Raw genomic sequence first — 19,621 nt, 5'->3', positions numbered from 1 at the left:
CCATTCAAGCGATTGACATTCAGTCATTAACTGTCAAAATGTCCAATATCATGATGCCCACCCGCAAAACCCGTCCCGCCGATTCCGCCGACGAAAACGCACTGCTGCTGCGCGAGGGCGAAAAGATCGTCGCGGCGCTCGGCCAGACACTCGCGCCGCTCGTCGAGGTAGTGCTGCACGACCTCACGCAACCCGAGCATTCCGTCGTGGCGATCGCGAACAACCTGTCAGGGCGCCAGGTCGGCGACGCCGCCACCGAAATGGGTCTCGCGCGCATCACCGATTCAGGCTTCCCCGAAGTCGTGGCCAACTATCCGAACCGCTTTCCGGACGGGCGTCCGGCCAAAAGCACCTCCATCGGCCTCAAAAACAGCGCGGGCGAGTACGTCGCGGCCCTCTGCCTGAACATGGATGTTTCGCTGCTCAGCGCGGTGACGGCGGGCCTCGGGCAGCTGATCCAGCCCAGCGCGGCCGCGCCCGTGACCGAAACGCTCGCGCCGCGCGCCGTGGGCTGCGTGCGCGAGGCGCTCGAACGCTTCGCCGCCACGCGCAACACCACGCCCATCGGCATGACGCTCGCGCAGCGCCGCGAAGCCGTGCGCGAACTCGCGGCAAACGGAATGCTGAATCTGCGTCATGCGCTCGCCGACGTCGCCACCACACTCGGCGTTGCGCGCTCGACCGTCTACACCTACCTGCCAGCCGAAGAACGACCATGAGCACTCTGCCTATTACTTTCGAAGACGTCGCCGCCGCTCACGAACGCCTGCGTGGCGTCGCGCACCGCACGCCGGTTCTGACTTCGCGCACCGCGAACGAACGCACGGGCGCGCAGCTTTTCTTCAAATGCGAGAACTTGCAGCGCATGGGTGCGTTCAAGTTCCGCGGCGCCTATAACGCGATTGCGCAATTCACGCCGGAGCAGAAGGCGGGCGGCGTGATCACGTTTTCGTCGGGCAACCATGCGCAGGCGATCGCGCTGTCGGCGAGCCTGCTCGGTGTGAAGGCCGTGATCGTCATGCCGCACGACGCGCCCGCGGTGAAGGTAGAGGCCACGCGCGGCTATGGCGGCGAAGTCGTCTTTTACGATCGCTACACCGAGGACCGCGAGGCGCTCGGCAAACGGCTCGCCGCCGAGCGCGGCCTCACGCTGATTCCGCCTTACGACCATGCGCACGTGATGGCCGGGCAGGGCACGGCCGCGAAGGAGCTCTTCGAAGAAACGGGCGAGCTCGACCTGCTGCTCACGCCGCTCGGCGGCGGCGGCCTGCTTTCGGGCTGCGCGACCGCGGCGCATGCACTCTCGCCCGCGTGCACGGTGATAGGCGTCGAGCCCGAGGCCGGCAACGACGGCCAGCGCAGCATGCAGTCGGGCGAAATCGTCCACATCGACACGCCGAAGACGCTTGCCGACGGCGCGCAAACCCAGCATCTCGGCAACCTGACCTTCGCGGTGATTCGCGAGCGCGTGAGTGAGATCGTCACGGTGAGCGACGCGGAACTCGTCGACACGATGAAGTTCTTCGCGAGCCGCATGAAGCTCGTGGTCGAACCCACGGGCTGCCTCGCAGCGGCGGCGGTGCTGCACGGCAAGGTGGACGTGCGCGGCAAGCGCGTGGGCGTGCTCATCTCCGGCGGCAACGTCGATCTGCTGCGCTTTGCCGAGCTGGTTCAGGCCGCTGGCTAAAGCGTCCCGCCGAATCTGCCCTTGCTCAGTTGGAGGGCGCCTAGCCGAGCAGTTCCGCGAGCGCCGCGCGCGCGTTCGTCACGTGCGCGGACTCGCCGGGCCGGGCTGGCAGCAGATGGAATTCGGCCGCGGGCAGCGCGGGCAAGCCGAATGAAGCCGGGCAGGGCATCAGCCCTTCGCCGATCGCCGACTCGTTCAGACACGAGATCCCCAGCCCCGCCTTGAGCGCGAGCTGCAGCCCGGCCACGCCCGAAGCCGAATGCGAAATCAGGTAGGGCATGCGCGCTTCATCGAGCAATCTCACTACGCGGCGCTGCAACTGGCAAGTCGCCGGCAGCAGCACGAGCGGCCACGGCGGCGTGAGCGCGGGCCGCTCGCGCAGCGTTTGCGCCGCGCCCACCCACACCAGTTTTTCGCGCCGTATCGGCGTGCTCTTGTGCGTGCCGCGGCCTTCCTCCATCAGCCGCAGCGATAGCCCGATGTCATAGGTGTTTTCGTCGGCGCTGCTGTCGATCACGGCGCTTGGCAGCACGGTCACATGCAGACGCAGGCGCGGATGCTGGTTCGCGAAGCGCCGGATGATCTCGGCGACGTCGTGCGGCCGGTAATAGTCCGTGATCGCAATGCGCACCTCGCCGTCGAGCGTGCGGCCAAGCATGTCGTCGAAGGCGGCGTCGCAAAGCGCGACGATGCGGCGCGCGTGGTCGAGCAGCTTGGCGCCAGCGGGCGTGGCGGACATGCCCTGCTTGCTGCGCACGAAAAGCGGCTGGCCTACGCGCTCTTCGAGCTTTTTCAACTGCTCGCTCACCGATGACTGCGAGAGGAACACCCGCTCCGCACCCGCGGAGACACTGCCCGCTTCTGTCACGGCGATAAACGTGCGCAACTGCGCGAGATCGAAACCGCGTGCGTTCATGGTTCAGTCGGACCCGGTGTGTCGTGCAATCTCATGATTCGGAAATTCCGAATTTAGCCATTCGAATTTCCCGCTTTTCCGATGGATGTTGCGCCTCTACGATGCCCTCAGTCAACCGTTTTCGGGAGGTCATCATGGGACGAAGTACAACGCGGGGTGCGGCGCACCGCTGGAAAGTGCTCGCGGTGGGCGTGGCGGCCAACGCCAGTTTTGCGGCGGCGCTAGGCGGCATTCCCGCCACCGGCGTGTTGATCCGCTCCGATTACCACATCGGCACGGGCGAACTGGGGGTCGTGCTCGGCATGCTGGGACTTGGCATCGTGCTGAGCGAGCTTCCATGGGGACTCCTGACGGACCGCTGGGGCGACCGTCGCGTGCTGCTCACGGGGCTTTCCACGACAGCGCTCGCACTTGTCGCGATGGCGCTCTGGGGCGCGCCGTCGGGCGCGCAGGCACCCAGTGCGACGATGCTCGCGGTGGGCCTGCTCGCGCTCGGCCTGCTTGGCGGCAGCGTGAACGGTTCGAGCGGGCGCGCGGTGATGGCGTGGTTCGGCACCCACGAGCGCGGCCTTGCGATGAGCATTCGGCAAACCGCCGTGCCTGCAGGCGGCGGGCTTGGCGCGCTCGTGTTGCCCGCGCTCGCCGAGCATGCAGGATTCGCGGCCGTCTATGGCGCCCTCGCTGTGATGTGTGCGGTGTCCACCGTGCTCACGATCGTCTGGTTGCACGAGCCTGCGCACGAACACGACGCCGCGCAGGCGCCGCGCGTTTCGCACGAGCAGGCGGCATCTGCGCAACGTTCAGTCTCTCCCCTGCGCAGCGTAACGGTGTGGCGCATGGTGACGGGCATTGGGGTGCTGTGCATTCCCCAGGTGGCGGTGCTCTCGTTCGCCAGCATTTTTCTGCACGACGTTGGCCATGCAGGTACGGCAGCGGTCAGCGCGACGCTCGCGGCGGTGCAGGGCGGCGCCGCGTTCATGCGCGTGTACGGCGGGCGTTGGACCGATCGGCACGGCGACCGGCGCGCGTGGTTGCGCGGCAGCGCTGCGCTCACCGTCGCGCTTTTCGTCGTGCTTGCTGCGCTGACGGCTTTCGCGTCGCATGCGCATCGCGCAAACGGCGCATTCGTCGTGCTGCTTGCTGCAGTGATCGTGTTGGGCGGCATTGCCGCTTCCGCCTGGCATGGCGTCGCCTTCACCGAACTCGCGACGCTCGCAGGCAACGGCCGTGTGGGAACCGCGCTTGCAATGGGCAACACGGGCGCATTCACTGCGTTCTTCATCGCGCCCTCGCTGATCCCGCTGCTGCTGTCGTCGTTTGGATGGCCCGCGGTCTGGGCGGCGGCCGCGCTTTGTGCAGCGCTGGCATGGCCGGCCTTCGCGGCGCCGCGTGAGCGCAGCGGTGGACGTACTGGCGACAGTCGACAACGCGCTCGCGCGCGTGCCGCGGCTTGACGTTGCCGTGTGTAGGCTTCGTCTTAAAGAAAGAGAAATGCGCGTAATAAATCTACAAAATCCGCGCGTTTGGGCATAACTCGTGTGCAAGCGCCAATTAAGGAACATTTAACGTTTCGGAAATCTCCGATTTCGACGGCAGGATTTCAATGGTCAGATGAACGACCTTGCTGATGTTGTTGGTTGCCGGTGCGCTCACGCGGCGCACCGCGCCGACGCAAATCCACCTCGAAGGAGATTCAGTGTGAAGTTACGTGTCGTTCTCGCCGACGATCATCCATTCGTTCTGCTTGGCGTTCGCTCCATGCTCCTCGCGGGGGACGATATCGAGGTCGTGGGTGAAGCGTGCGGCGCGCGAGAGTTAATACAAACGCTCGAAACCGTCGCGTGCGACGTGGTGGTCACCGACCTCAACATGCCGCCTGTTTCCGGCGAAGCCGAAGACGGCCTGCACCTCATACGACGCTTGCGCCGCGACTGGCCCCACGTTCCCGTGGTGGTGCTGACGAGCGTTGCGAACGCCGTCATCCTGCGCGCGGTGGCGCACGCGGGCGTGATCGCCATGTTGCGAAAAACCGAACCCATGGACGAACTCGCCGCCATCGTGCGCGGCGCCGCACGGGGGCTCGCCCATCTCAGTCCGGCCATCGAGCGCGAACTCGCGGCCGCCGCCTGCGCACCCGACACGTGTGTGCCGCGTTTGACGCCGCGCGAGTCGGAGGTGATCCGCAAATTCGCGAGTGGCAATTCGATCACGGATATTGCGCGCGCCCTCGGCCGCGACGTGCGCACGGTGAGCAGCCAGAAGCGCGACGCCATGGCGAAGCTCGGCGTGAGCAACGACGCAGGACTCTTCGCCTTTGTCAGGGCGCACGGACTCATATGAATCTGCTTTCCTTGCGGCAGGCGCATCACGCCGCCGAGGCGACCGCTTCCCAGCGCGCCACGCTCGACCACGGCGAACGCCGCGCGTCCCTGGCGGCGCGCAATACGATGGCTAAGGCCGACCTCGCGGCACCTGTGCGGGTGATCATTGCCGACGATCATCCGCTCGTCGTGTATGCGCTGGAAAGCATGCTCGCCAACTATCCCAACGTGCAGATTGTCGGGCGTGCGCGCAGCGTGTCCGATCTGTTCGAAGTCGCGGCGCAGCATGCATTCGATCTCGTCCTGATGGACCTTTACATGGCGTTGCCGGGCGAGCTTGACGGACCCGAGGCCGTCCGTGCCTTTCGCGCCGAGTTCCCGCAAAAGGCGGTCGTCGTGCTCACCATGGAAAGCGAAGCCTCGGTGCTGCGCAAGGCCATCGATCTCGAGGTGAATGCGGTGCTCAGCAAGCGTGACCGCATCGACCTGATCCCTGTCGCGATCATGTCGGCGATGGCGCGCGAGCAATATGTCGGGCCCGTCGTGCGCGACCTGCTGACCGAAGCGGCGCGTGCCGAGCGGCGCGAAGAAGTGCACCGCATCCTCACGCGGCGCGAACTGGAGGTATTGACGCACTACGCGGCGGGACACGGCGTGACGGAAATCGCAGGGCTGCTCGGGCGCAGCGTGAAGACGATCAGCGCGCAAAAGTGCGCCGCCATGAAGAAGCTCGCGCTCAGCAACGATATCGAGCTCTATCGCTTCGCCGTCGAATGTGGCGTGACGCAGCGCGAGCAAGTCTGAGCGGTCCTTCGCACGCAAGCGCTCGCATGCAAGCTATCGGCGTTCGAAAAACAGCGCTTCGCGCGGGCAAGCCGTTGCGCGTGATCGTTGCCGACGACCACGCGTGCATCCGGCTCGGCGTGGCGAACCTGCTGCATGCAACAGCGCAAGCCGTCGTCGTCGGCGAAGCCAGCAACACGCTTGCGCTCGCCACGCAGCTCGATATGACCGCCTGCGACATCGTCATTTCCGATCTCTGCATGCCGGGGCTGGACGGTGAATATGGCTCCCTCACCTTGCTGCGGCGCCTCGCGAAAACACGAGGCGCGCCTGCGATCGTCGTCCTGAGCATGGTGTCGACGCCGCGCGTTCTGACGGGCCTCGTGCATCACGGCCTGAACGTCATCGTCGACAAGCGCGATGTCGCACACGATCTCCTGCTTGCCGTTGCCGCCGCTCGCGCACGCACGCCGTTTATCTCGGGCCACGCACGCGAAACGCTCGCGCGCGCCGGTGCCGCGTGCGCCCCCTGCGCGGGTGTGCCGAGCGCGCGCGAATGGGAGGTCTTCCAGTTGTACGCGCAAGGTATGTCGGTCTGTCAGATCGCCCACCGGTTTCAGCGCAGCGGCAAAACGATCAGCGCGCAAAAGCGCAGCACGATGCGCAAGCTGGGGCTCGTCACGGAGCGCGATCTGAGCGACTTCGCTACGCAGGTGGGGCTGGCCTGATTCTTCTCGAAGCGCCGCGCGTCTCCAATGGATTCCCGCGTTCGTAGGCATTTCTCTCACCTTATCTTGCGCAAGGCGCACAGCGTTTTAAGAGTTCTCCTATCTGATTGCGGGGATCGTCTCCCCATAATCGCAAGCTCAACGCACGGCTTGTCAGATATTGCCGCCTCGGCAATGCGATCAAAGGACGGTCCGGTCGGAATAGGGCCGCAGTGGGACCAGGACGGGGCCGGAGAAGGAGACGAAACGATGAAGCTCGGTAGGCGTTTAGCGGTCGAGGGCGCGGGCACCGCGTGGCTCGTGTTTGCCGGCTGCGCGGCCACGGCGCTCAATGCGAGCCCGCCCTCCCAGGGCTGCAACGTTCTCGAAATGGCCGCAGCCTTCGGGCTTGCGCTGACGGTGGCGAACTACGCCGCCGCCCGCGCGGCGAGCGCCCACTTCAATCCCGCCGTCACGATCGGCTATGCGGTATCCGGGCGCTTTCCGGTGCGCGATACCGCGCCCTACCTCGCGGCGCAAACCATCGGGGCCATTCTCGGCGCGGCGTTGCTTGTTCGCGTCGCGAGCGGGCGCCCGGGTTTTTCCGTCGCGGTGTCCGACCTTGGCAGCAATGGCTACGACGATCATTCGCCGGCCGAATACGCGCTCTCCGCCGTGTTCCTGCTGGAAGTGGCGGCGTCATTCGTGTTCGTCTTCTTTCATCTGCTGATGTCAAGCACGGTCGCACGCCGCAAGACTGCTGCGCTCGCCGTTGGGGCCTGCCTTGCCGCCATCTATCTCATCGCCATCCCCGTGAGCAACGGCGGCGCGAATCCGGCGCGATCGACCGGTCCCGCACTGTTCGTCGGCGAGTGGGCGCTCGATCAACTCTGGCTCTTCTGGGCGGCGCCCTTGTGCGGAGGTGCTGCGGCTGGCCTGGCGTACCGCTTCGTGAGCCGCCGCTCGTGTGTTTTCCCCGCGCCGTTTCGCGACGGCGATTGAAATCCGGTAGTGGCGCGTGCCGATGAGGTCGATTCTCCGCATCTTCTGTCTTTGCGCGCTCGCCGCTGCGTGGGTGCTCGCATGCGCTGCTGCTGCGGACGCTGCCACTGCGTGCGAGCCGCCAGGCGAGGGCGTCGCGCTCTCGCGGGAGGTCGCCACGAGTTTGCCGCCGCAGCTTGTGGTCGGCGTGGTAGCGGGGGGCTGGGCGCCGCTCGAAGTCCTCGACGGCGGCACGCTCTCCGGCTTTAGCGCGGACTACCTGCGCCTTCTCGCCGGTGCGGGCGTCAAGCTTCAGCCACGCGTCTTTGCGGACATGCCCGCGTTGCTCGCGGCGGCCTGCGCAGGCGATATCGACATTGTGATGAGCCTCGCGCGCACGCCGTCGCGCGAGCGCTGTCTCGCATTCACGGTGCCGTACCTGAACGGCACGACGGCATTTGTCACGCGTGCCGGCAATACGGCGCTTGCGACCCAGCCGGCGCGCCTCGCGCATGCGACGTTTGCGGTCGAGCGCGGCTATGCCCTCGAATCCGCATTGCGTGAGCGTTTCGCGCAGGCGCGCATCGAAACGTTCGCAAGCACGCAGGCTGCGCTGCGCGCCGTTGCTCAAGGCAAGGCCGACGTCTACGCAGGCTTTTCGCCCGTGGCGCGCTATCAGCTCACGCTCGAAGGATTCGGCGATCTGCGCGTCGCCTTCGAGGAGCGCGAGCGCATGCGCGAGCTGCGGTATGCCGTGCCGGTCTCCAGGTCGGCCCTGCGCGACCGGCTCGATCTGCTTCTTGCCGGCGTGCGGCCTGCCGCGGCAGCGGCCGAGCGGGCACGCTGGTTCGATGGCGGCGCGCCGGGCGAGGCGTCGCCGTCCGCGTTCAGCCTGAGCGCCGACGAGCGCGCGTGGCTGCGCGCCTTGCCGCCGCTGAAAGTGGGCTACGACAGCGGCTGGATCCCGTTCAGCTTCACGAACAAGGCACGCGAGCCGTCGGGAATGGCCAACGATTATCTCGACTATCTGAGGCGCATTCTCGGCATTACCCTGGAGCGCGTGCCGATTTCACCCTGGACGAGCGCCGGGGCGGCCTTGCAGCGTGGCGAGATCGCGCTCGCCGCGACCTCGGTGAGGGACGGCGTGTTCGGCTCCGACGTGGTGTACACCGATGCGTTCGAGCACTATCCGCTCGTCATGGTGGGGCGGCGCGAAGAGCCGATGTCCCGCTCGCTGGCCGACTTTGCGGGCCGCCGCATCGTGCTGGCGCCACACGCCCCCGATATGCAGGAGCTGCCGGGCACCCAGGTCGTGCGCGCCGCAAGCCTCGACGCGGGGCTCGCAATGGTCGACCGCCACGAGGCCGATGTGCTGGTGGGCAACGCGGCCGCGCTCGACGAGCCCCTCAGCAGCACCTATCTCGACACGCTGAAAGTGCTGGGCGCCGTAGGTGTCGACGACTCGACGGCATTTGCCGTGCGCTGCAACTTCGCCCCGCTCGCGGGGCTCATCGATCGCGCGCTCGGCGCGATGCCGCCCATCGAACAGCAGCAGATCCGCAATCGCTGGACCGCTGCCGTCTCCACGCGGGCAGGCGGCTGGAGCGTGAACGCTCTGCGGCTCCTGCCGCTGCTGATCGTATTCGGCGTGCTGCTTCTCGTCACGCTGCGCGCGTACGTGCTGCTCCAGCGCGAAATGCACAGACGGCGGCGCGCGGAGCAGGTGCTCGCGCGGCAGGTGGAACTGCAGGACACGATGATGGAGATGATCCCGTATCCCCTCGGCGCGCGGGATCTCGAAAACCGGTACCTCGCGATCAATCGTGCGTACGAAGAGTCGACTGGCCTGCCGCGCGCCCAGGTGCTTGGGCGCACGGGTTCGGCCGTGATGGCTTGGGGGCCCGAAAACAGCTGCCGCATGGACGAGCTCTACCGGCTCACGATCGCCAGGGGAGAGAGCCAGCGTGTCGAGCTGAATTTCCAGAATGCGGACGGGGAGGCCCGTCATGGCATTTTCTGGACGCGCCTGTGCCGCGACCCGCAGGGCGCGCCGTTCTGCGTGCTTGGCACGATGATCGACGTCTCCGACATTCGCCGCGCCGAGCTGCGCGAGCGCGAATCGCAGCGGCTCCTCTCGGAGGTGACGGGATCACTCCCCGCGATCGTGTTCCAGCTGCGCCGCGCGCCTGATGGCCGCTACTCGTTTCCATACATCGGCGGCGACACGCAGCGGCTTCTCGGCGACACCGTTGACGCGCTTCGTCGCGCTCGTTCGCTCGATCTCTCGCGGGTGGGAAGGCGCGATCGCGCGCGCCTTTTCGCGCAGCTCGAACGCTCGGCGCGCCGCTTCATCCCCGTGCACGCCGAGTTCCGCTTTCAAGGTGCGGCCGGATTAGTGTGGGTGCGCGCGGAGTTTGCACCGCGACGTGCCGACGACGGCGCGCTCGTCTGGAGCGGCTATGCGCTGGATGCGAACGTCGAGCATGCCCGCGCAGACGAACTTGAGCACGCACGCGACACCGCGGAGGCGGCCTCTCGCGCGAAGGACGATTTTCTCGCCATGATGAGCCACGAGATCCGCACGCCGATGAACGGCGTGCTCGGTCTCGTCGAGGTGCTCGAGCGCACGCCGCTCAACCCCGATCAGGCGCAGATGATCGACATGGTGCACGAATCGGCAGGGGCGTTGTTACAGATACTCGACGATCTGCTCGACTACTCCAAGATCCAGGCCGGCCACCTGGTGATCGACTCGCAGCCGTTCGACGTGCGCGAACTCGTCGACAACGCCGTCGGGCTGCTTGCCGCGCGCGCTCACGAAAAGGGGCTGAAGGTGCGCGTGGATGTGGAGCCGGACGTCGCGGCGCTCCTGCGCGGCGACAGCGTACGGCTGCGGCAGATCCTCTTCAATCTGTTTGGCAATGCGATCAAGTTCACGCTGGCGGGCGAAGTGAGCGTGCACGTTCGCGCGCGCGATCTCGGCGCCTGCGGCGGCGCGCTTTCCTCTCATCAGCAGCTTTCGATTTCGGTGACCGACACGGGAATCGGCATTGCACCCGAAGCGCAGGCGCAACTTTTCGAGCCGTTCGTGCAGGCCGAGACTTCGACCACGCGCCGTTTTGGCGGTACCGGGCTTGGCCTCACGATCTGCCGCAAGCTCGCGGCGTTGATGGGCGGCACGCTCGAACTCGAGAGCGAAGTCGATCGTGGCACCTGCCTCACGCTGCATATCGAATTGCCAGTGGAGGCGCATAGCGGCACGGCTGCCGGAATGCGCGGCAAGCGCGCTCTCGTGACGTGCGAGGACGCGAGCGTCGCTGCCGCATTGATGCATTTCGGCGCGGCGCTCGGCATGAAAATGCGCCGCGTCGCGCCGGCTGACCTCGCCCGCGCCGCGAGCGCGGAGAAGGCCGATCTGGCGTTCGTCTCGGAAGCGCTGGTCGAGCGGTTCGGCAAGATCGGCGTGCCTGTGCTTTGCCTGACGGAGAACCCAAAACCAAGCGGCTATCGCGTTGCCGAGAGCGGCGTGCGTGTGAGCGTCAATCCGTTGTCCTGGCGTGGCTTGAGCGCTGTTTGCGCGATGGCGCTGGCGGGGCTGCCGGTCAAGGCAGCCAGCCCGGCGCGTGCCGCCACGGATGTCGAGGCGACACTCCCGGCGCCCGATCGCGAGCAGGAACGCGCTGCTGGCCGCCTCATTCTCGTGGCGGAGGACCATCCGGTGAATCAGGAGCTCATCCGCCATCAACTGGCATTGATCGGCTTCGCCTGCGACGTCGTCGACGATGGTGCGAAGGCCCTCGAAGCGCTGGCCGAATGCGAATACGGCTGCCTGATCACCGACTGTCATATGCCGAACGTATCGGGCTACGATCTGGCTCGGCGCGTGCGCGAAATGGAGCAGAAGGCGCACGGCGCGCGGCGTTTGCCGATCCTCGGCATCACGGCCAACACGGCGCCCGAGAATATGAGCCAGTGCAGCGAAGCCGGTATGGACGATTGCCTCATCAAGCCTACGCGCGTGGCCACACTGCGCGAGTATCTTGCGCGCTGGTTCGGCGTGGAGGGCACGCAGCGCGCCATGCAGGGCGAAGCCGTGCGCGAGGCTGGCGCAAGCGGGAAAACAACGGGGCGAGCGGCATCGGCGGATTCAAAGGCATTGAAGGTTTCGGGGGCATCGGATTCGGCCCCCGCGGGGGGCGTAGGTTCTCACGGTACGCTCGCGGAAAAGCCTGCAAACGCACGGACGTTCGAGCCGCTGGATCTCACGCATATGATCCAGATCTGGGGCGGGGAGGCGACTGTGAAGACCTTGCTTGGCTCGTTCGTTTCCGCGATGCGCGACGACCTGGACGCGTTGCCGCCGCTCCTCGAACAAGCCGATATCGCGCGCTTACGCGAATGGCATCATCGGCTGGCTGGTGCGGTGGGCGTGCTGCAATACCCTGCGCTACTCGCCGAACTCGAGATGTTTCGCAGTCACATGAACAGTCACACTGCCGAGCAACTGCGTGAAGAGGGCTATGCGCTCATCCGGACGTGCCAGGCGATGCTTGGCGGAATCGAGCAGCAGGCCGCGCTGCTCGCGTGAATGATGTACATCAGGAAATGAGCGGGCGCTGGGGAAAAGCGGAGCAAAACGCGGGCGAAAAAAAACGCGGCCGAAGCCGCGTTCAAGCTTGGAGACCCTTCGATGAAGAGTCACTTCTCGCAGTTCCTAGCTTAGTCGCCGGGCGACGAGAAATCGAGACAATTTCGATCAATTAACTGTTACAGGGAATGCTGGTAATCCCACTTGCCGCTGCGGTGTCGTGCCGGCGAAACCACTCGACTGTGAAGTCAACGAACGAGCGTGTTTTTGCCGGGACGTGGCGGCGGCCGGGATAGACGAGCGAGAGTTCCTTGTCCGCGTCGCGGATGTCCCACCCGCCGAGCACGCGCACGAGCTGGCCGGTTGCGAGATCGGCGTCTACCTGGTTCGCCGGAAGGATCGTGATGCCCATACCCGCGATCGCGGCCTGGCGCAGCATCACTGAGTTGTTCACAGCGTACGCCGGCTCGATCAGCACAGGCTCGCGGGCGCCGCCTGGTCCTTCGAAGTGCCATTCGTTGCCGTGGATATCGGCGGAAGGCGCAAGCAGCGTGTGCCGGGCGAGATCGGCTGGGCATTGCGGCGCCGCATGGCCCGCGAGGTAGGCGGGCGAGGCGACGGCAACCGGCGCGACGCTCAGGAGCGGGCGGCGGATCAACGTCCCGCCGCTCACCTGACGAGGCGCCACGATGCCGGCGTCGAAACCTTCCTCGATCAGATCGACCGGACGATGCAGCAGCGTAAGCGAGAGCCTGACTTTCGGGAACTCGTCGAGGTAGCACTTGAGCATCGGCGTGAGGTCGTGCAGTGAAAACGATGCGTGGGCAACGACACGCAACGTGCCGGACGGCACCGATACGCCATGCGCGATATGCGTTTCGATGCGCGCCAGATCGTCGAGGACTTGCCGGCAGCCTTGCGCGTAGGCGGCGCCGGCCTCGGTCAGCGACGCGCTGCGCGTGTTGCGGTTGATCAGCCGCGTTTCCAGATGGGCTTCGAGCAACGCCACGTAGCGGGTGACCACCGCGTTCGACATATTCAGGCTCATCGCCGCGCGGCCGAACGAGCCGTGCTCGGCAACGCTCACGAACACGCGCATGGCCTGAAGCTGGTTCATGTTTTTGGGGGACGTGGACACGAGGCGGATGGGTGCGGCGGTGAAGAAAAGTGATGTGTGAGGAGGCGCGCTGGCGCTTGCCGAGACGGATAGTACCGATGCGCGTTGGACGAGCGGAATGGGAATCGTCCGAATCATCTGAAGTCGACTCTTATCCCGAATTAACGATGTTGTATCGCGGCAACGCATTATTGGGATACCGAACGAATCGTTCGTATACGCAGAAAAGCAAGATAGGTCGTGAGCATTGCGCAACGAGCGTTTGAGGGTTAACCGCAGGGAGTTTCAACTAATTCAAAAAGGCTTTTGACGAGATATCGGGTGGTTCGTCAAAAGGCGACGCCCATAAACTTTGCCATGCAAATCAATGCGGTGTGTCATTCACCGCACGACGGAATCGCTATGCCGGCGTGAGGCCGGCGACGGCATCCATTTTTGCCGAAAGGCCTTGCATCGAAGGAAGCATATGAAAAAGAAACTCGCTATCGCGGCGGCAGTCGCTGCGACTTTTGCATCGGCGTCGTACGCGCAAAGCAGCGTCACGCTGTACGGTATCGTTGACGCCGGGTTCACGTACACGACGAACGTGAACGGCAACGCCAAATACGCTCTGACGAGCGGCAACGTCCAGGCGAGCCGTTGGGGCTTGCGCGGCGTTGAGGATCTCGGCGGCGGCCTGAAGACGATCTTCACGTTGGAAAGCGGCTTTAACGTCGCGAATGGGCAGCAGAACGGCGGCCTGTTCAATCGTCAATCGTTCGTCGGTCTGACGCAGGAGCAATACGGTACGCTGACGTTCGGTCGCCAGTTCGACTCGATGGTCGACTACATCGCGCCGCTCACCGCAGTCGGCACCTGGGGCGGCACCTACACGGCGCACGTGATCGACAACGACAACCTGAACGGCACGTTCTCGCTGAACAACTCCATCAAGTATTCCAGCCCGAACTTCTCGGGCTTCCAGTTCGGTGGCATGTACGCGTTCTCGAACCAGTCTGGTTTCGCAGTCAACCGCGCCTATAGCGCCGGCATGAGCTACGCAATCCAGGGTCTGCGTCTCGCCGCGGCTTACACGCAGATCAACGGCGTGGATAGCACCACTGGCGGCGCGGTCCAGGGTTCGTCGCTTGCGAACACGTTCGGCGCGATGGCGGCGGGTAACCGTCAGCGCACCTGGGGCGCAGGCGGAAGCTACACCTATGGCCCGATGGTCGGCGGCGTCGTGTTCACGCAGTCGCGCCTCAATGGTAAGTTCTTCGACTCGGTGCGCTACAACAACCTCGAAGCGAACTTCCGCTACAACCTGACGCCGGCGCTCGGCATTGGTGCGATGTACTCGTACACGAACGCGAACGGCGCGGGTATCGACGCCGGAACCGGCAGCTCCTCGGCGCACTGGAACCAGTTCGGTCTGCAGGCCGACTACGCGCTCTCCAAGCGCACCGACGTCTACCTCGAAGGCGTGGGCGTGTGGGGCGCGGGCCAGAACGCGGCGGGCAAAACGCAAGTGGGCTACCAGGGCGACAACAACTACTCGTCGAGCAAGAATCAGGGCATCGTCACGACGGGTATCCGTCACCGCTTCTAAGAAGAATTCGGCGTCGTCGCGTTCCCGGTCGTGGTTGTCGCAAGCATCGCGAACGGGAACGCATAACACCGGATGGCAAGCAGGTAGTAATTGGGTTGAATGGCGCCGCTCGCGGCGCCTTTTTTATTGCACGTCGCTTACGTTGGGCCGACATCGGCGCAGCGAACGCGCCCAGCGGATTTGCTCTAGCATGTGAGAGCGCGGTTTTGCGCCTTCTGGTGCAGCGCGCCACAAAAACAGGAGAAATTCCATGAATGTGCTTCGTCCGCTGCAGCTCGCTCTCGCTCTGTGTGTCCTCGCCTCCAGCGCCGCCTACGCCGACACCGTCGCGCTCAAGGCCGATCTCGAACCGTCCAGCGAAGTCCCGCCGCGTGTGAGTCAGGGCCACGGCATGCTCAACGCCACGTTCGACACGTCCACGAAAATGCTGAACTGGACCATCACCTACGAAGGCCTGTCGGGTCCGGCGGCGGCCGCGCACTTCCATGGCCCGGCTCCGGTGGGCCAGAATGCGAACGTGCAGGTCCCGATTCCGAAGGGCGAACTGGCGAGCCCGATCAAGGGCTCGGCCACGCTCAACGAGCAGCAGGTCACCCAGCTGATGGGCGGACAATGGTATTTCAACATTCACACGGCGCAGAACCCGTCCGGCGAGATTCGCGGGCAGGTGCTGCCCGCCAATTGACCGGCGCTCGATCGATCGCGTCGCTCGCCGTACTGCGCGTGCCGCTCGTTCCCGCAATCGAAGTCTGATTGCGGGACGATATCGATTGAGCGCCGCCGAGTGCTGGTTGAGCCCAGTCTGGATGCCGCGGGAGGGCTGAGCCGTGAGCTGGCAAAGCAGGCTGATCTGCAGGTTCCTGCGCCGCACCTTTCTGCCGCAAACGCGCAAGTCGATCAACGTCGCGCGCGTGCGCATGCTGACTGCGCGGCGCATCTGGACGCCAGGCGTGCCGAGCGGCTGGCGTTTGCGCGAGCAGTACGACGCGTCCGATGTCCCGTTGCGCGGCGAGTGGCTTATCCGCGAGCGCTCGTCCGCGCAGCGCACACTCCTTTATCTGCATGGCGGCGGGTATTACTTCTGCTCGCCGCGCTCGCAGCGTGCGATTTCGTTTGGTCTGGGCAAGCGCGCCGGCGCCGACGTCTTCTCGCTCGACTATCGCCTCGCGCCCGAACATCCGTTTCCAGCCGCGCTCGACGACGCAATGGCCGCGTATCGCCACTTGCTGGCAAAGGGAACGCGCCCCGGCTCGATCGTGATTGGCGGCGATTCGGCGGGCGGCGGGCTCGCACTGGCGACACTCGTTGCTTTGCGCGACGCGGGCGATCCGCTCCCTGCTGGCGCCGTGCTCTTTTCACCCTGGACCGATCTTGCGGCGACGGGCGCCTCGATACGCGAGAACGATGGGCGCGATCCCATGTTCAGCGGCGAGGTTTTCGCGCGCATTGCGCCGTTCTATCTCGGCTCGGCCAGTGCAACCGATCCCTATGTGTCGCCGCTTTATGCCGACTTTCGCGGCTTGCCGCCGCTAAGCCTCTTCGTGGGAAGCTCCGAAACGCTGCTCGACGACACGCGCCGCGTGGTCGAACGCGCGCGCGCCGCCGGCGTTTTGGTGGAGTGCGAGATTGCCAGCGGCATGCCGCATATCTGGCCGATCTATGCGCCGTTCATGCCCGAAGCGCGGCTTACGCTCGATGTCGCCGCGAGCTTCGTGCGCCGCGTGACCCCCACGCCGGCGCACGGCGACGAGAATCCGCAGCCGCCTCAATCGAGCGAGACGTCGATCGCGTCGTAGGCCGCGTGGACGGCGGCTTCGCCGTAGCGCCGCTCGAGCCGGCGCACGGTGAAGTGCCCGTGCGCCACCTGCTGGAAATGGTCGATGAAGACGGTGTTGACCATGGCGCCGAGCACTGCACCGATGGCCGGTATCGATTTCGCGGCGACCTGCTCGCTCACCTGCACGGAGAAGCGCGCGGCCACGGTCTGCATGAGCTTGAGGAGCGCGGTCGAGCCGTGGGCGGCGAAGCCCTTCGTCGCCATTTCCGACGATGCCGCCGATACCGCCTTCGCGAGCGCGCCGCGCACGATGAAATAGCCGAAGTCGGCTTCGTCGTCGGCGGCCGAGCGGCCACCCAGGCCGAATACAGTCAGGCATTGCAGCTGCGTGTCGGTGCTGGCCAGGTTTTCGCCTTCGCTGCGCGCGATATCGCAGATCGAGCGAAACATCAGCGTGGTCGTGACGGGCAGCTCGACCGGCAGCGCGAAAAGGCCGAATGCGCCGCCCGCCGCGCCGGTGGTCGCCACCGCGAATTTGTGCAGCAGGTTGCTCGGCTTCGTGCTCGCGCGCGGTTCGGCGGTGGAGAGTGCGCCTTGCTTGCCGAGCGTCTTCAGTGCGAGCTGGAGACACTTGCGCAGGGCGGTTTGCGTCGCGTCGGTCACCTTGTCGTTCGCCACGCCGGGCAGCCGCGCGATCAGCTTTTCCACCGGCGCCCCCACGATGGCCGCGAGCTTCATGCCGAGCGGCGGCGTTTCGAGCTCATGTTTGGCGCGCCGCAACGCGTCGAGATCGGCCTCGGTGAAGGCCGAGGCGGCTCCCGCGGGGGACTGGTCTGCGATTGTGGGGTCCATTGCGCTCCCGGATTTTCAGCAACGACGGCGGGCATCTCCGCCTCTGAACGCCCCAGTGTAGTAGATCGCGCCGTGCTATGATGATCAATCTTTGACGCGTCAATCGTTGCTGGATCAAAAAATGGCCGTTCATACCGCTGCCCACCATTCGAGCGGGCAGGTTCTGCCGTTCCGGGAGTCGCTGCTCGCGATGCTCGGCGTCTCGTTCGTGACGATGCTCGTCGCGCTCGACCAGACCGTCGTGGGCACCGCGCTGCCAACTATCGTCGCCGAACTGCGCGGCTTCGAGCTTTACGCGTGGGTCGCCACCTCCTATCTGCTCACCTCGGTCATCACCGTCCCCATTTTTGGGCGGCTCGGCGACTATTACGGGCGCAAGCCGTTCGTGATCGCGTCGATCGTCGTCTTCACCGCTGCTTCCGTGCTCTGCGGCGCCGCCAACAGCATGCCGTTCCTCGTGATCGCGCGCGGGCTGCAAGGCATCGGCGGCGGCATGCTGGTCGGCACGGCGTTCGCCTGCATTCCCGACCTCTTCCCCGATTCCGTCGTGCGCCTGCGCTGGCAGGTGCTCATGAGCTCCGCGTTTGGTATCGCCAATGCAGTCGGGCCCTCGCTCGGCGGCTTTCTCACGCAGTACTACGGCTGGCGTTCCGTGTTCTACGTGAACCTGCCCGTTGGCCTGCTGTCGCTGTTTTTCGTGTGGAAGTACCTGCCGCATCTGCGCCACGTCGCGCACGAGGCGCGCATGCGCCTCGACTGGCCGGGTGCGCTCCTCATCGCGGTTGCGCTCGGCAGCCTGCAGCTATTCGTGGAGCGTCTGCCGGGGCACGGCCTCAGCGCTTCGGCCATCGGCCTGCTCGTGCTCGCGCTGGCGGCCGGCTGGGCGCTGTGGCAATGGGAGCGCCGCTGCCCGCAGGCCATCTTGCCCGTCGACATGTTCCGCAACGCGAGCCTGAACGCGCTCTTCACGCTCGCCGTGCTGGGCGGCTTCACGATGTTTTCGCTGCTGTTCTATGCGCCGCTCCTGTTCCAGGGCGGCTTCGGCATGACGCCGAAAGAAGCGGGCCTCGTCATCACGCCGCTCGTGGTGTTCATCACGATCGGCAGTATCGCGAACGGGCGCATCGTCTCGCGCATCCGCAATCCGAACCTGATGCTCTACATTGGCTTCGCGATGATCGCGGCGGCATGCTTCGCGGTGGCGCTCGCCACGCGCAGCACACCGCGCGGCCTGCTCATGGCGCTCATGATCGTGGCCGGCATTGGTCTTGGCTTCGTCATGCCAAACCTCACCGTGTTCGCGCAGCAGACCGCCGGGCGCGAGCATCTGGGTATCGCCACCGCGCTGTTGCAGTCTTTGCGGATGATCGGCGGCATGATCGGCACGGCGCTCACCGGCACGATGGTTACGCAGCTTTATTCGAGCGGCGTGCAGCGCGCGCTGGACGCCGATCACGCCACACACTGGCTGCCGCAGCTCGCCGACCCGCAGATCCTCATCAACCGCGACGCGCAGGCAACGCTTATCGCCGATCTCACGCACGCCGGGCATAATGGCGCGCCGCTGCTCGAAGCCGCGCGCGAAGCGCTCGTGGGCGCGATTCACCTGGGGATTGCCGTGGCGGCGGCGATTGCGGTCGTGTCGATCTGGCAAACCCGGCGCGTGCCGCCGGTCAAGCTGCAGCGCAAGGTGGAGCCCGTGATTCACGCGGATTGAGTCGCCTTTCGCCCGTAGTAGGTACCGGCACAGAAACTGCCAAACGCGCGGCCACGAAGCCGGCAGGAAAAACAAAGCATGGAAATTCAGGATCGCATCGCCATCGTGCAGCAGTTTGGACGGACCTACCGGGCGTTCATGTCGGCGTTCGAGGCGCAGGTCGGGCATCCGCTGCCGCGTTGGCGCATTCTGCTCGCGCTTTACGAGCAGGACGGCGAGTCGTCGCAAAAGCGACTCGTCGAGCGGCTGCGCGTGGACCCGGGCGCGCTCACGCGGCAATTGAAGGCGGTGGAGTCGCTCGGCTGGATCGCGCGCCGCGCCGACGAGCGCGATAACCGCATCACCAACGTGACGTTGACAGACGCTGGCCGCGCCGTGATCGAAGAGGGCCTGCCGCGCCGCAACGCATTCCTGAACGTGACGATGTCGCTGCCCGACGACGCGCTCGCGGCGCTGTCGGGTGCGTTGGGGATGATGGAAGCGCGCCTCGGCGAGGCGGCTGCGGCCGCAGTTGCGGCCGCGCCGGCTCAAGAGGCCGAGCCCGAAGCGGGCTAGGCCTGTGTTGCCGCTTTCAACGAAGCACGCCG

At 65.6% G+C, this 19,621-nt stretch carries 16 protein-coding genes; 13 read left to right on the top strand and 3 right to left on the bottom strand.

Annotated features, from left to right (window positions below; translation table 11 throughout):
- The first annotated feature begins 50 nt into the window (after positions 1-50).
- Both VSR72_RS28360 and VSR72_RS28355 read left to right on the top strand, forming a co-directional pair.
- Positions 51-719 carry a PAS domain-containing protein gene (locus tag VSR72_RS28360; protein ID WP_342955655.1) on the top strand — a complete coding sequence of 223 codons (669 nt, stop codon included), beginning with the start codon at positions 51-53 and terminating at the stop codon, positions 717-719.
- The gene (locus tag VSR72_RS28355; protein WP_342955654.1) at positions 716-1,687 is read left to right on the top strand and encodes a threo-3-hydroxy-L-aspartate ammonia-lyase; all 972 of its coding nucleotides are present in this window, start codon (positions 716-718) and stop codon (positions 1,685-1,687) included. The genes VSR72_RS28360 and VSR72_RS28355 overlap by 4 nt, the downstream gene beginning before the upstream one ends.
- Positions 1,688-1,727: 40 nt before the next feature.
- Here VSR72_RS28355 and VSR72_RS28350 read toward each other — a convergent pair whose 3' ends face one another.
- Positions 1,728-2,603, bottom strand: a complete 876-nt coding sequence (locus tag VSR72_RS28350; protein WP_342955653.1) for a LysR family transcriptional regulator — start codon at positions 2,601-2,603, stop codon at positions 1,728-1,730.
- Between the two features lie 134 nt (positions 2,604-2,737).
- On the opposite strand from VSR72_RS28350, the gene VSR72_RS28345 reads away from it, so the two are divergent.
- From VSR72_RS28345 to VSR72_RS28320, 6 genes are all read left to right on the top strand, one after another.
- Positions 2,738-4,057 carry an MFS transporter gene (locus tag VSR72_RS28345; protein ID WP_342955652.1) on the top strand — a complete coding sequence of 440 codons (1,320 nt, stop codon included), beginning with the start codon at positions 2,738-2,740 and terminating at the stop codon, positions 4,055-4,057.
- 244 nt (positions 4,058-4,301) lie between these two features.
- On the top strand, positions 4,302-4,943 hold the full coding sequence (locus VSR72_RS28340) for a response regulator transcription factor (RefSeq protein ID WP_342955651.1): 642 nt from the start codon (positions 4,302-4,304) through the stop codon (positions 4,941-4,943).
- A gap of 107 nt (positions 4,944-5,050) precedes the next feature.
- Entirely contained in the window at positions 5,051-5,728 is a 678-nt protein-coding gene (locus VSR72_RS28335) for a response regulator transcription factor (RefSeq protein ID WP_342955748.1), read from the top strand.
- Between the two features lie 26 nt (positions 5,729-5,754).
- Positions 5,755-6,435 carry a response regulator transcription factor gene (locus VSR72_RS28330; protein WP_342955650.1) on the top strand — a complete coding sequence of 227 codons (681 nt, stop codon included), beginning with the start codon at positions 5,755-5,757 and terminating at the stop codon, positions 6,433-6,435.
- A gap of 249 nt (positions 6,436-6,684) precedes the next feature.
- Positions 6,685-7,416 (top strand): aquaporin, encoded by a 732-nt coding sequence (locus VSR72_RS28325; protein WP_342955649.1) that lies wholly within the window; start codon positions 6,685-6,687, stop codon positions 7,414-7,416.
- A 22-nt stretch (positions 7,417-7,438) separates the two neighbouring features.
- Positions 7,439-11,983, top strand: coding sequence for a transporter substrate-binding domain-containing protein (locus tag VSR72_RS28320; protein WP_342955648.1), 4,545 nt, complete (start codon positions 7,439-7,441; stop codon positions 11,981-11,983).
- 172 nt (positions 11,984-12,155) lie between these two features.
- On the opposite strand, the gene VSR72_RS28315 is transcribed toward VSR72_RS28320, so the two are convergent.
- Positions 12,156-13,100: a LysR family transcriptional regulator gene (locus tag VSR72_RS28315; RefSeq protein ID WP_342955647.1), complete on the bottom strand. Its 945-nt coding sequence runs from the start codon at positions 13,098-13,100 to the stop codon at positions 12,156-12,158.
- A 466-nt stretch (positions 13,101-13,566) separates the two neighbouring features.
- Between VSR72_RS28315 and VSR72_RS28310 the strand changes: the two genes are divergently transcribed.
- The 3 genes from VSR72_RS28310 to VSR72_RS28300 all read left to right on the top strand — a co-directional run bounded on the left by VSR72_RS28310 (position 13,567) and on the right by VSR72_RS28300 (position 16,484).
- Entirely contained in the window at positions 13,567-14,688 is a 1,122-nt protein-coding gene (locus VSR72_RS28310; RefSeq protein ID WP_342955646.1) for a porin, read from the top strand.
- Positions 14,689-14,938: 250 nt separating this feature from the next.
- Positions 14,939-15,373 (top strand): CHRD domain-containing protein, encoded by a 435-nt coding sequence (locus VSR72_RS28305; RefSeq protein ID WP_342955645.1) that lies wholly within the window; start codon positions 14,939-14,941, stop codon positions 15,371-15,373.
- 142 nt (positions 15,374-15,515) lie between these two features.
- Complete coding sequence (locus VSR72_RS28300; protein WP_342955644.1) at positions 15,516-16,484, top strand: alpha/beta hydrolase; 969 nt, start codon at positions 15,516-15,518, stop codon at positions 16,482-16,484.
- Here VSR72_RS28300 and VSR72_RS28295 read toward each other — a convergent pair.
- Complete coding sequence (locus VSR72_RS28295) at positions 16,454-17,317, bottom strand: EcsC family protein (RefSeq protein WP_342955643.1); 864 nt, start codon at positions 17,315-17,317, stop codon at positions 16,454-16,456. The genes VSR72_RS28300 and VSR72_RS28295 overlap by 31 nt on opposite strands.
- Before the next feature lie 121 nt (positions 17,318-17,438).
- Between VSR72_RS28295 and VSR72_RS28290 the strand changes: the two genes are divergently transcribed.
- Positions 17,439-19,034: an MDR family MFS transporter gene (locus tag VSR72_RS28290; RefSeq protein ID WP_342955642.1), complete on the top strand. Its 1,596-nt coding sequence runs from the start codon at positions 17,439-17,441 to the stop codon at positions 19,032-19,034.
- A gap of 78 nt (positions 19,035-19,112) precedes the next feature.
- Positions 19,113-19,589 (top strand): MarR family transcriptional regulator, encoded by a 477-nt coding sequence (locus VSR72_RS28285; protein WP_342955641.1) that lies wholly within the window; start codon positions 19,113-19,115, stop codon positions 19,587-19,589.
- Positions 19,590-19,621: the final 32 nt, after the last annotated feature.

The sequence above is a fragment of the Paraburkholderia sp. JHI869 genome (assembly GCF_038900775.1).
Classification (GTDB): domain Bacteria; phylum Pseudomonadota; class Gammaproteobacteria; order Burkholderiales; family Burkholderiaceae; genus Paraburkholderia.
This window is presented reverse-complemented; position numbering and strand designations above follow the sequence as displayed.

Excerpts from the sequence above, each read along its gene's own strand:
- VSR72_RS28325 (WP_342955649.1), top strand. The coding sequence starts at position 6,685 with ATGAAGCTCGGTAGGCGTTTAGCGGTCGAGGGCGCGGGCACCGCGTGG.
- VSR72_RS28360 (WP_342955655.1), top strand. The coding sequence starts at position 51 with ATGATGCCCACCCGCAAAACCCGTCCCGCCGATTCCGCCGACGAAAAC.
- VSR72_RS28350 (WP_342955653.1), bottom strand. The coding sequence starts at position 2,603 with ATGAACGCACGCGGTTTCGATCTCGCGCAGTTGCGCACGTTTATCGCC.
- VSR72_RS28305 (WP_342955645.1), top strand. The coding sequence starts at position 14,939 with ATGAATGTGCTTCGTCCGCTGCAGCTCGCTCTCGCTCTGTGTGTCCTC.
- VSR72_RS28310 (WP_342955646.1), top strand. The coding sequence starts at position 13,567 with ATGAAAAAGAAACTCGCTATCGCGGCGGCAGTCGCTGCGACTTTTGCA.
- VSR72_RS28330 (WP_342955650.1), top strand. The coding sequence starts at position 5,755 with ATGCAAGCTATCGGCGTTCGAAAAACAGCGCTTCGCGCGGGCAAGCCG.
- VSR72_RS28315 (WP_342955647.1), bottom strand. The coding sequence starts at position 13,100 with ATGAACCAGCTTCAGGCCATGCGCGTGTTCGTGAGCGTTGCCGAGCAC.
- VSR72_RS28355 (WP_342955654.1), top strand. The coding sequence starts at position 716 with ATGAGCACTCTGCCTATTACTTTCGAAGACGTCGCCGCCGCTCACGAA.
- VSR72_RS28345 (WP_342955652.1), top strand. The coding sequence starts at position 2,738 with ATGGGACGAAGTACAACGCGGGGTGCGGCGCACCGCTGGAAAGTGCTC.
- VSR72_RS28320 (WP_342955648.1), top strand. The coding sequence starts at position 7,439 with ATGAGGTCGATTCTCCGCATCTTCTGTCTTTGCGCGCTCGCCGCTGCG.
- VSR72_RS28290 (WP_342955642.1), top strand. The coding sequence starts at position 17,439 with ATGGCCGTTCATACCGCTGCCCACCATTCGAGCGGGCAGGTTCTGCCG.
- VSR72_RS28285 (WP_342955641.1), top strand. The coding sequence starts at position 19,113 with ATGGAAATTCAGGATCGCATCGCCATCGTGCAGCAGTTTGGACGGACC.
- VSR72_RS28335 (WP_342955748.1), top strand. The coding sequence starts at position 5,051 with ATGGCTAAGGCCGACCTCGCGGCACCTGTGCGGGTGATCATTGCCGAC.
- VSR72_RS28295 (WP_342955643.1), bottom strand. The coding sequence starts at position 17,317 with ATGGACCCCACAATCGCAGACCAGTCCCCCGCGGGAGCCGCCTCGGCC.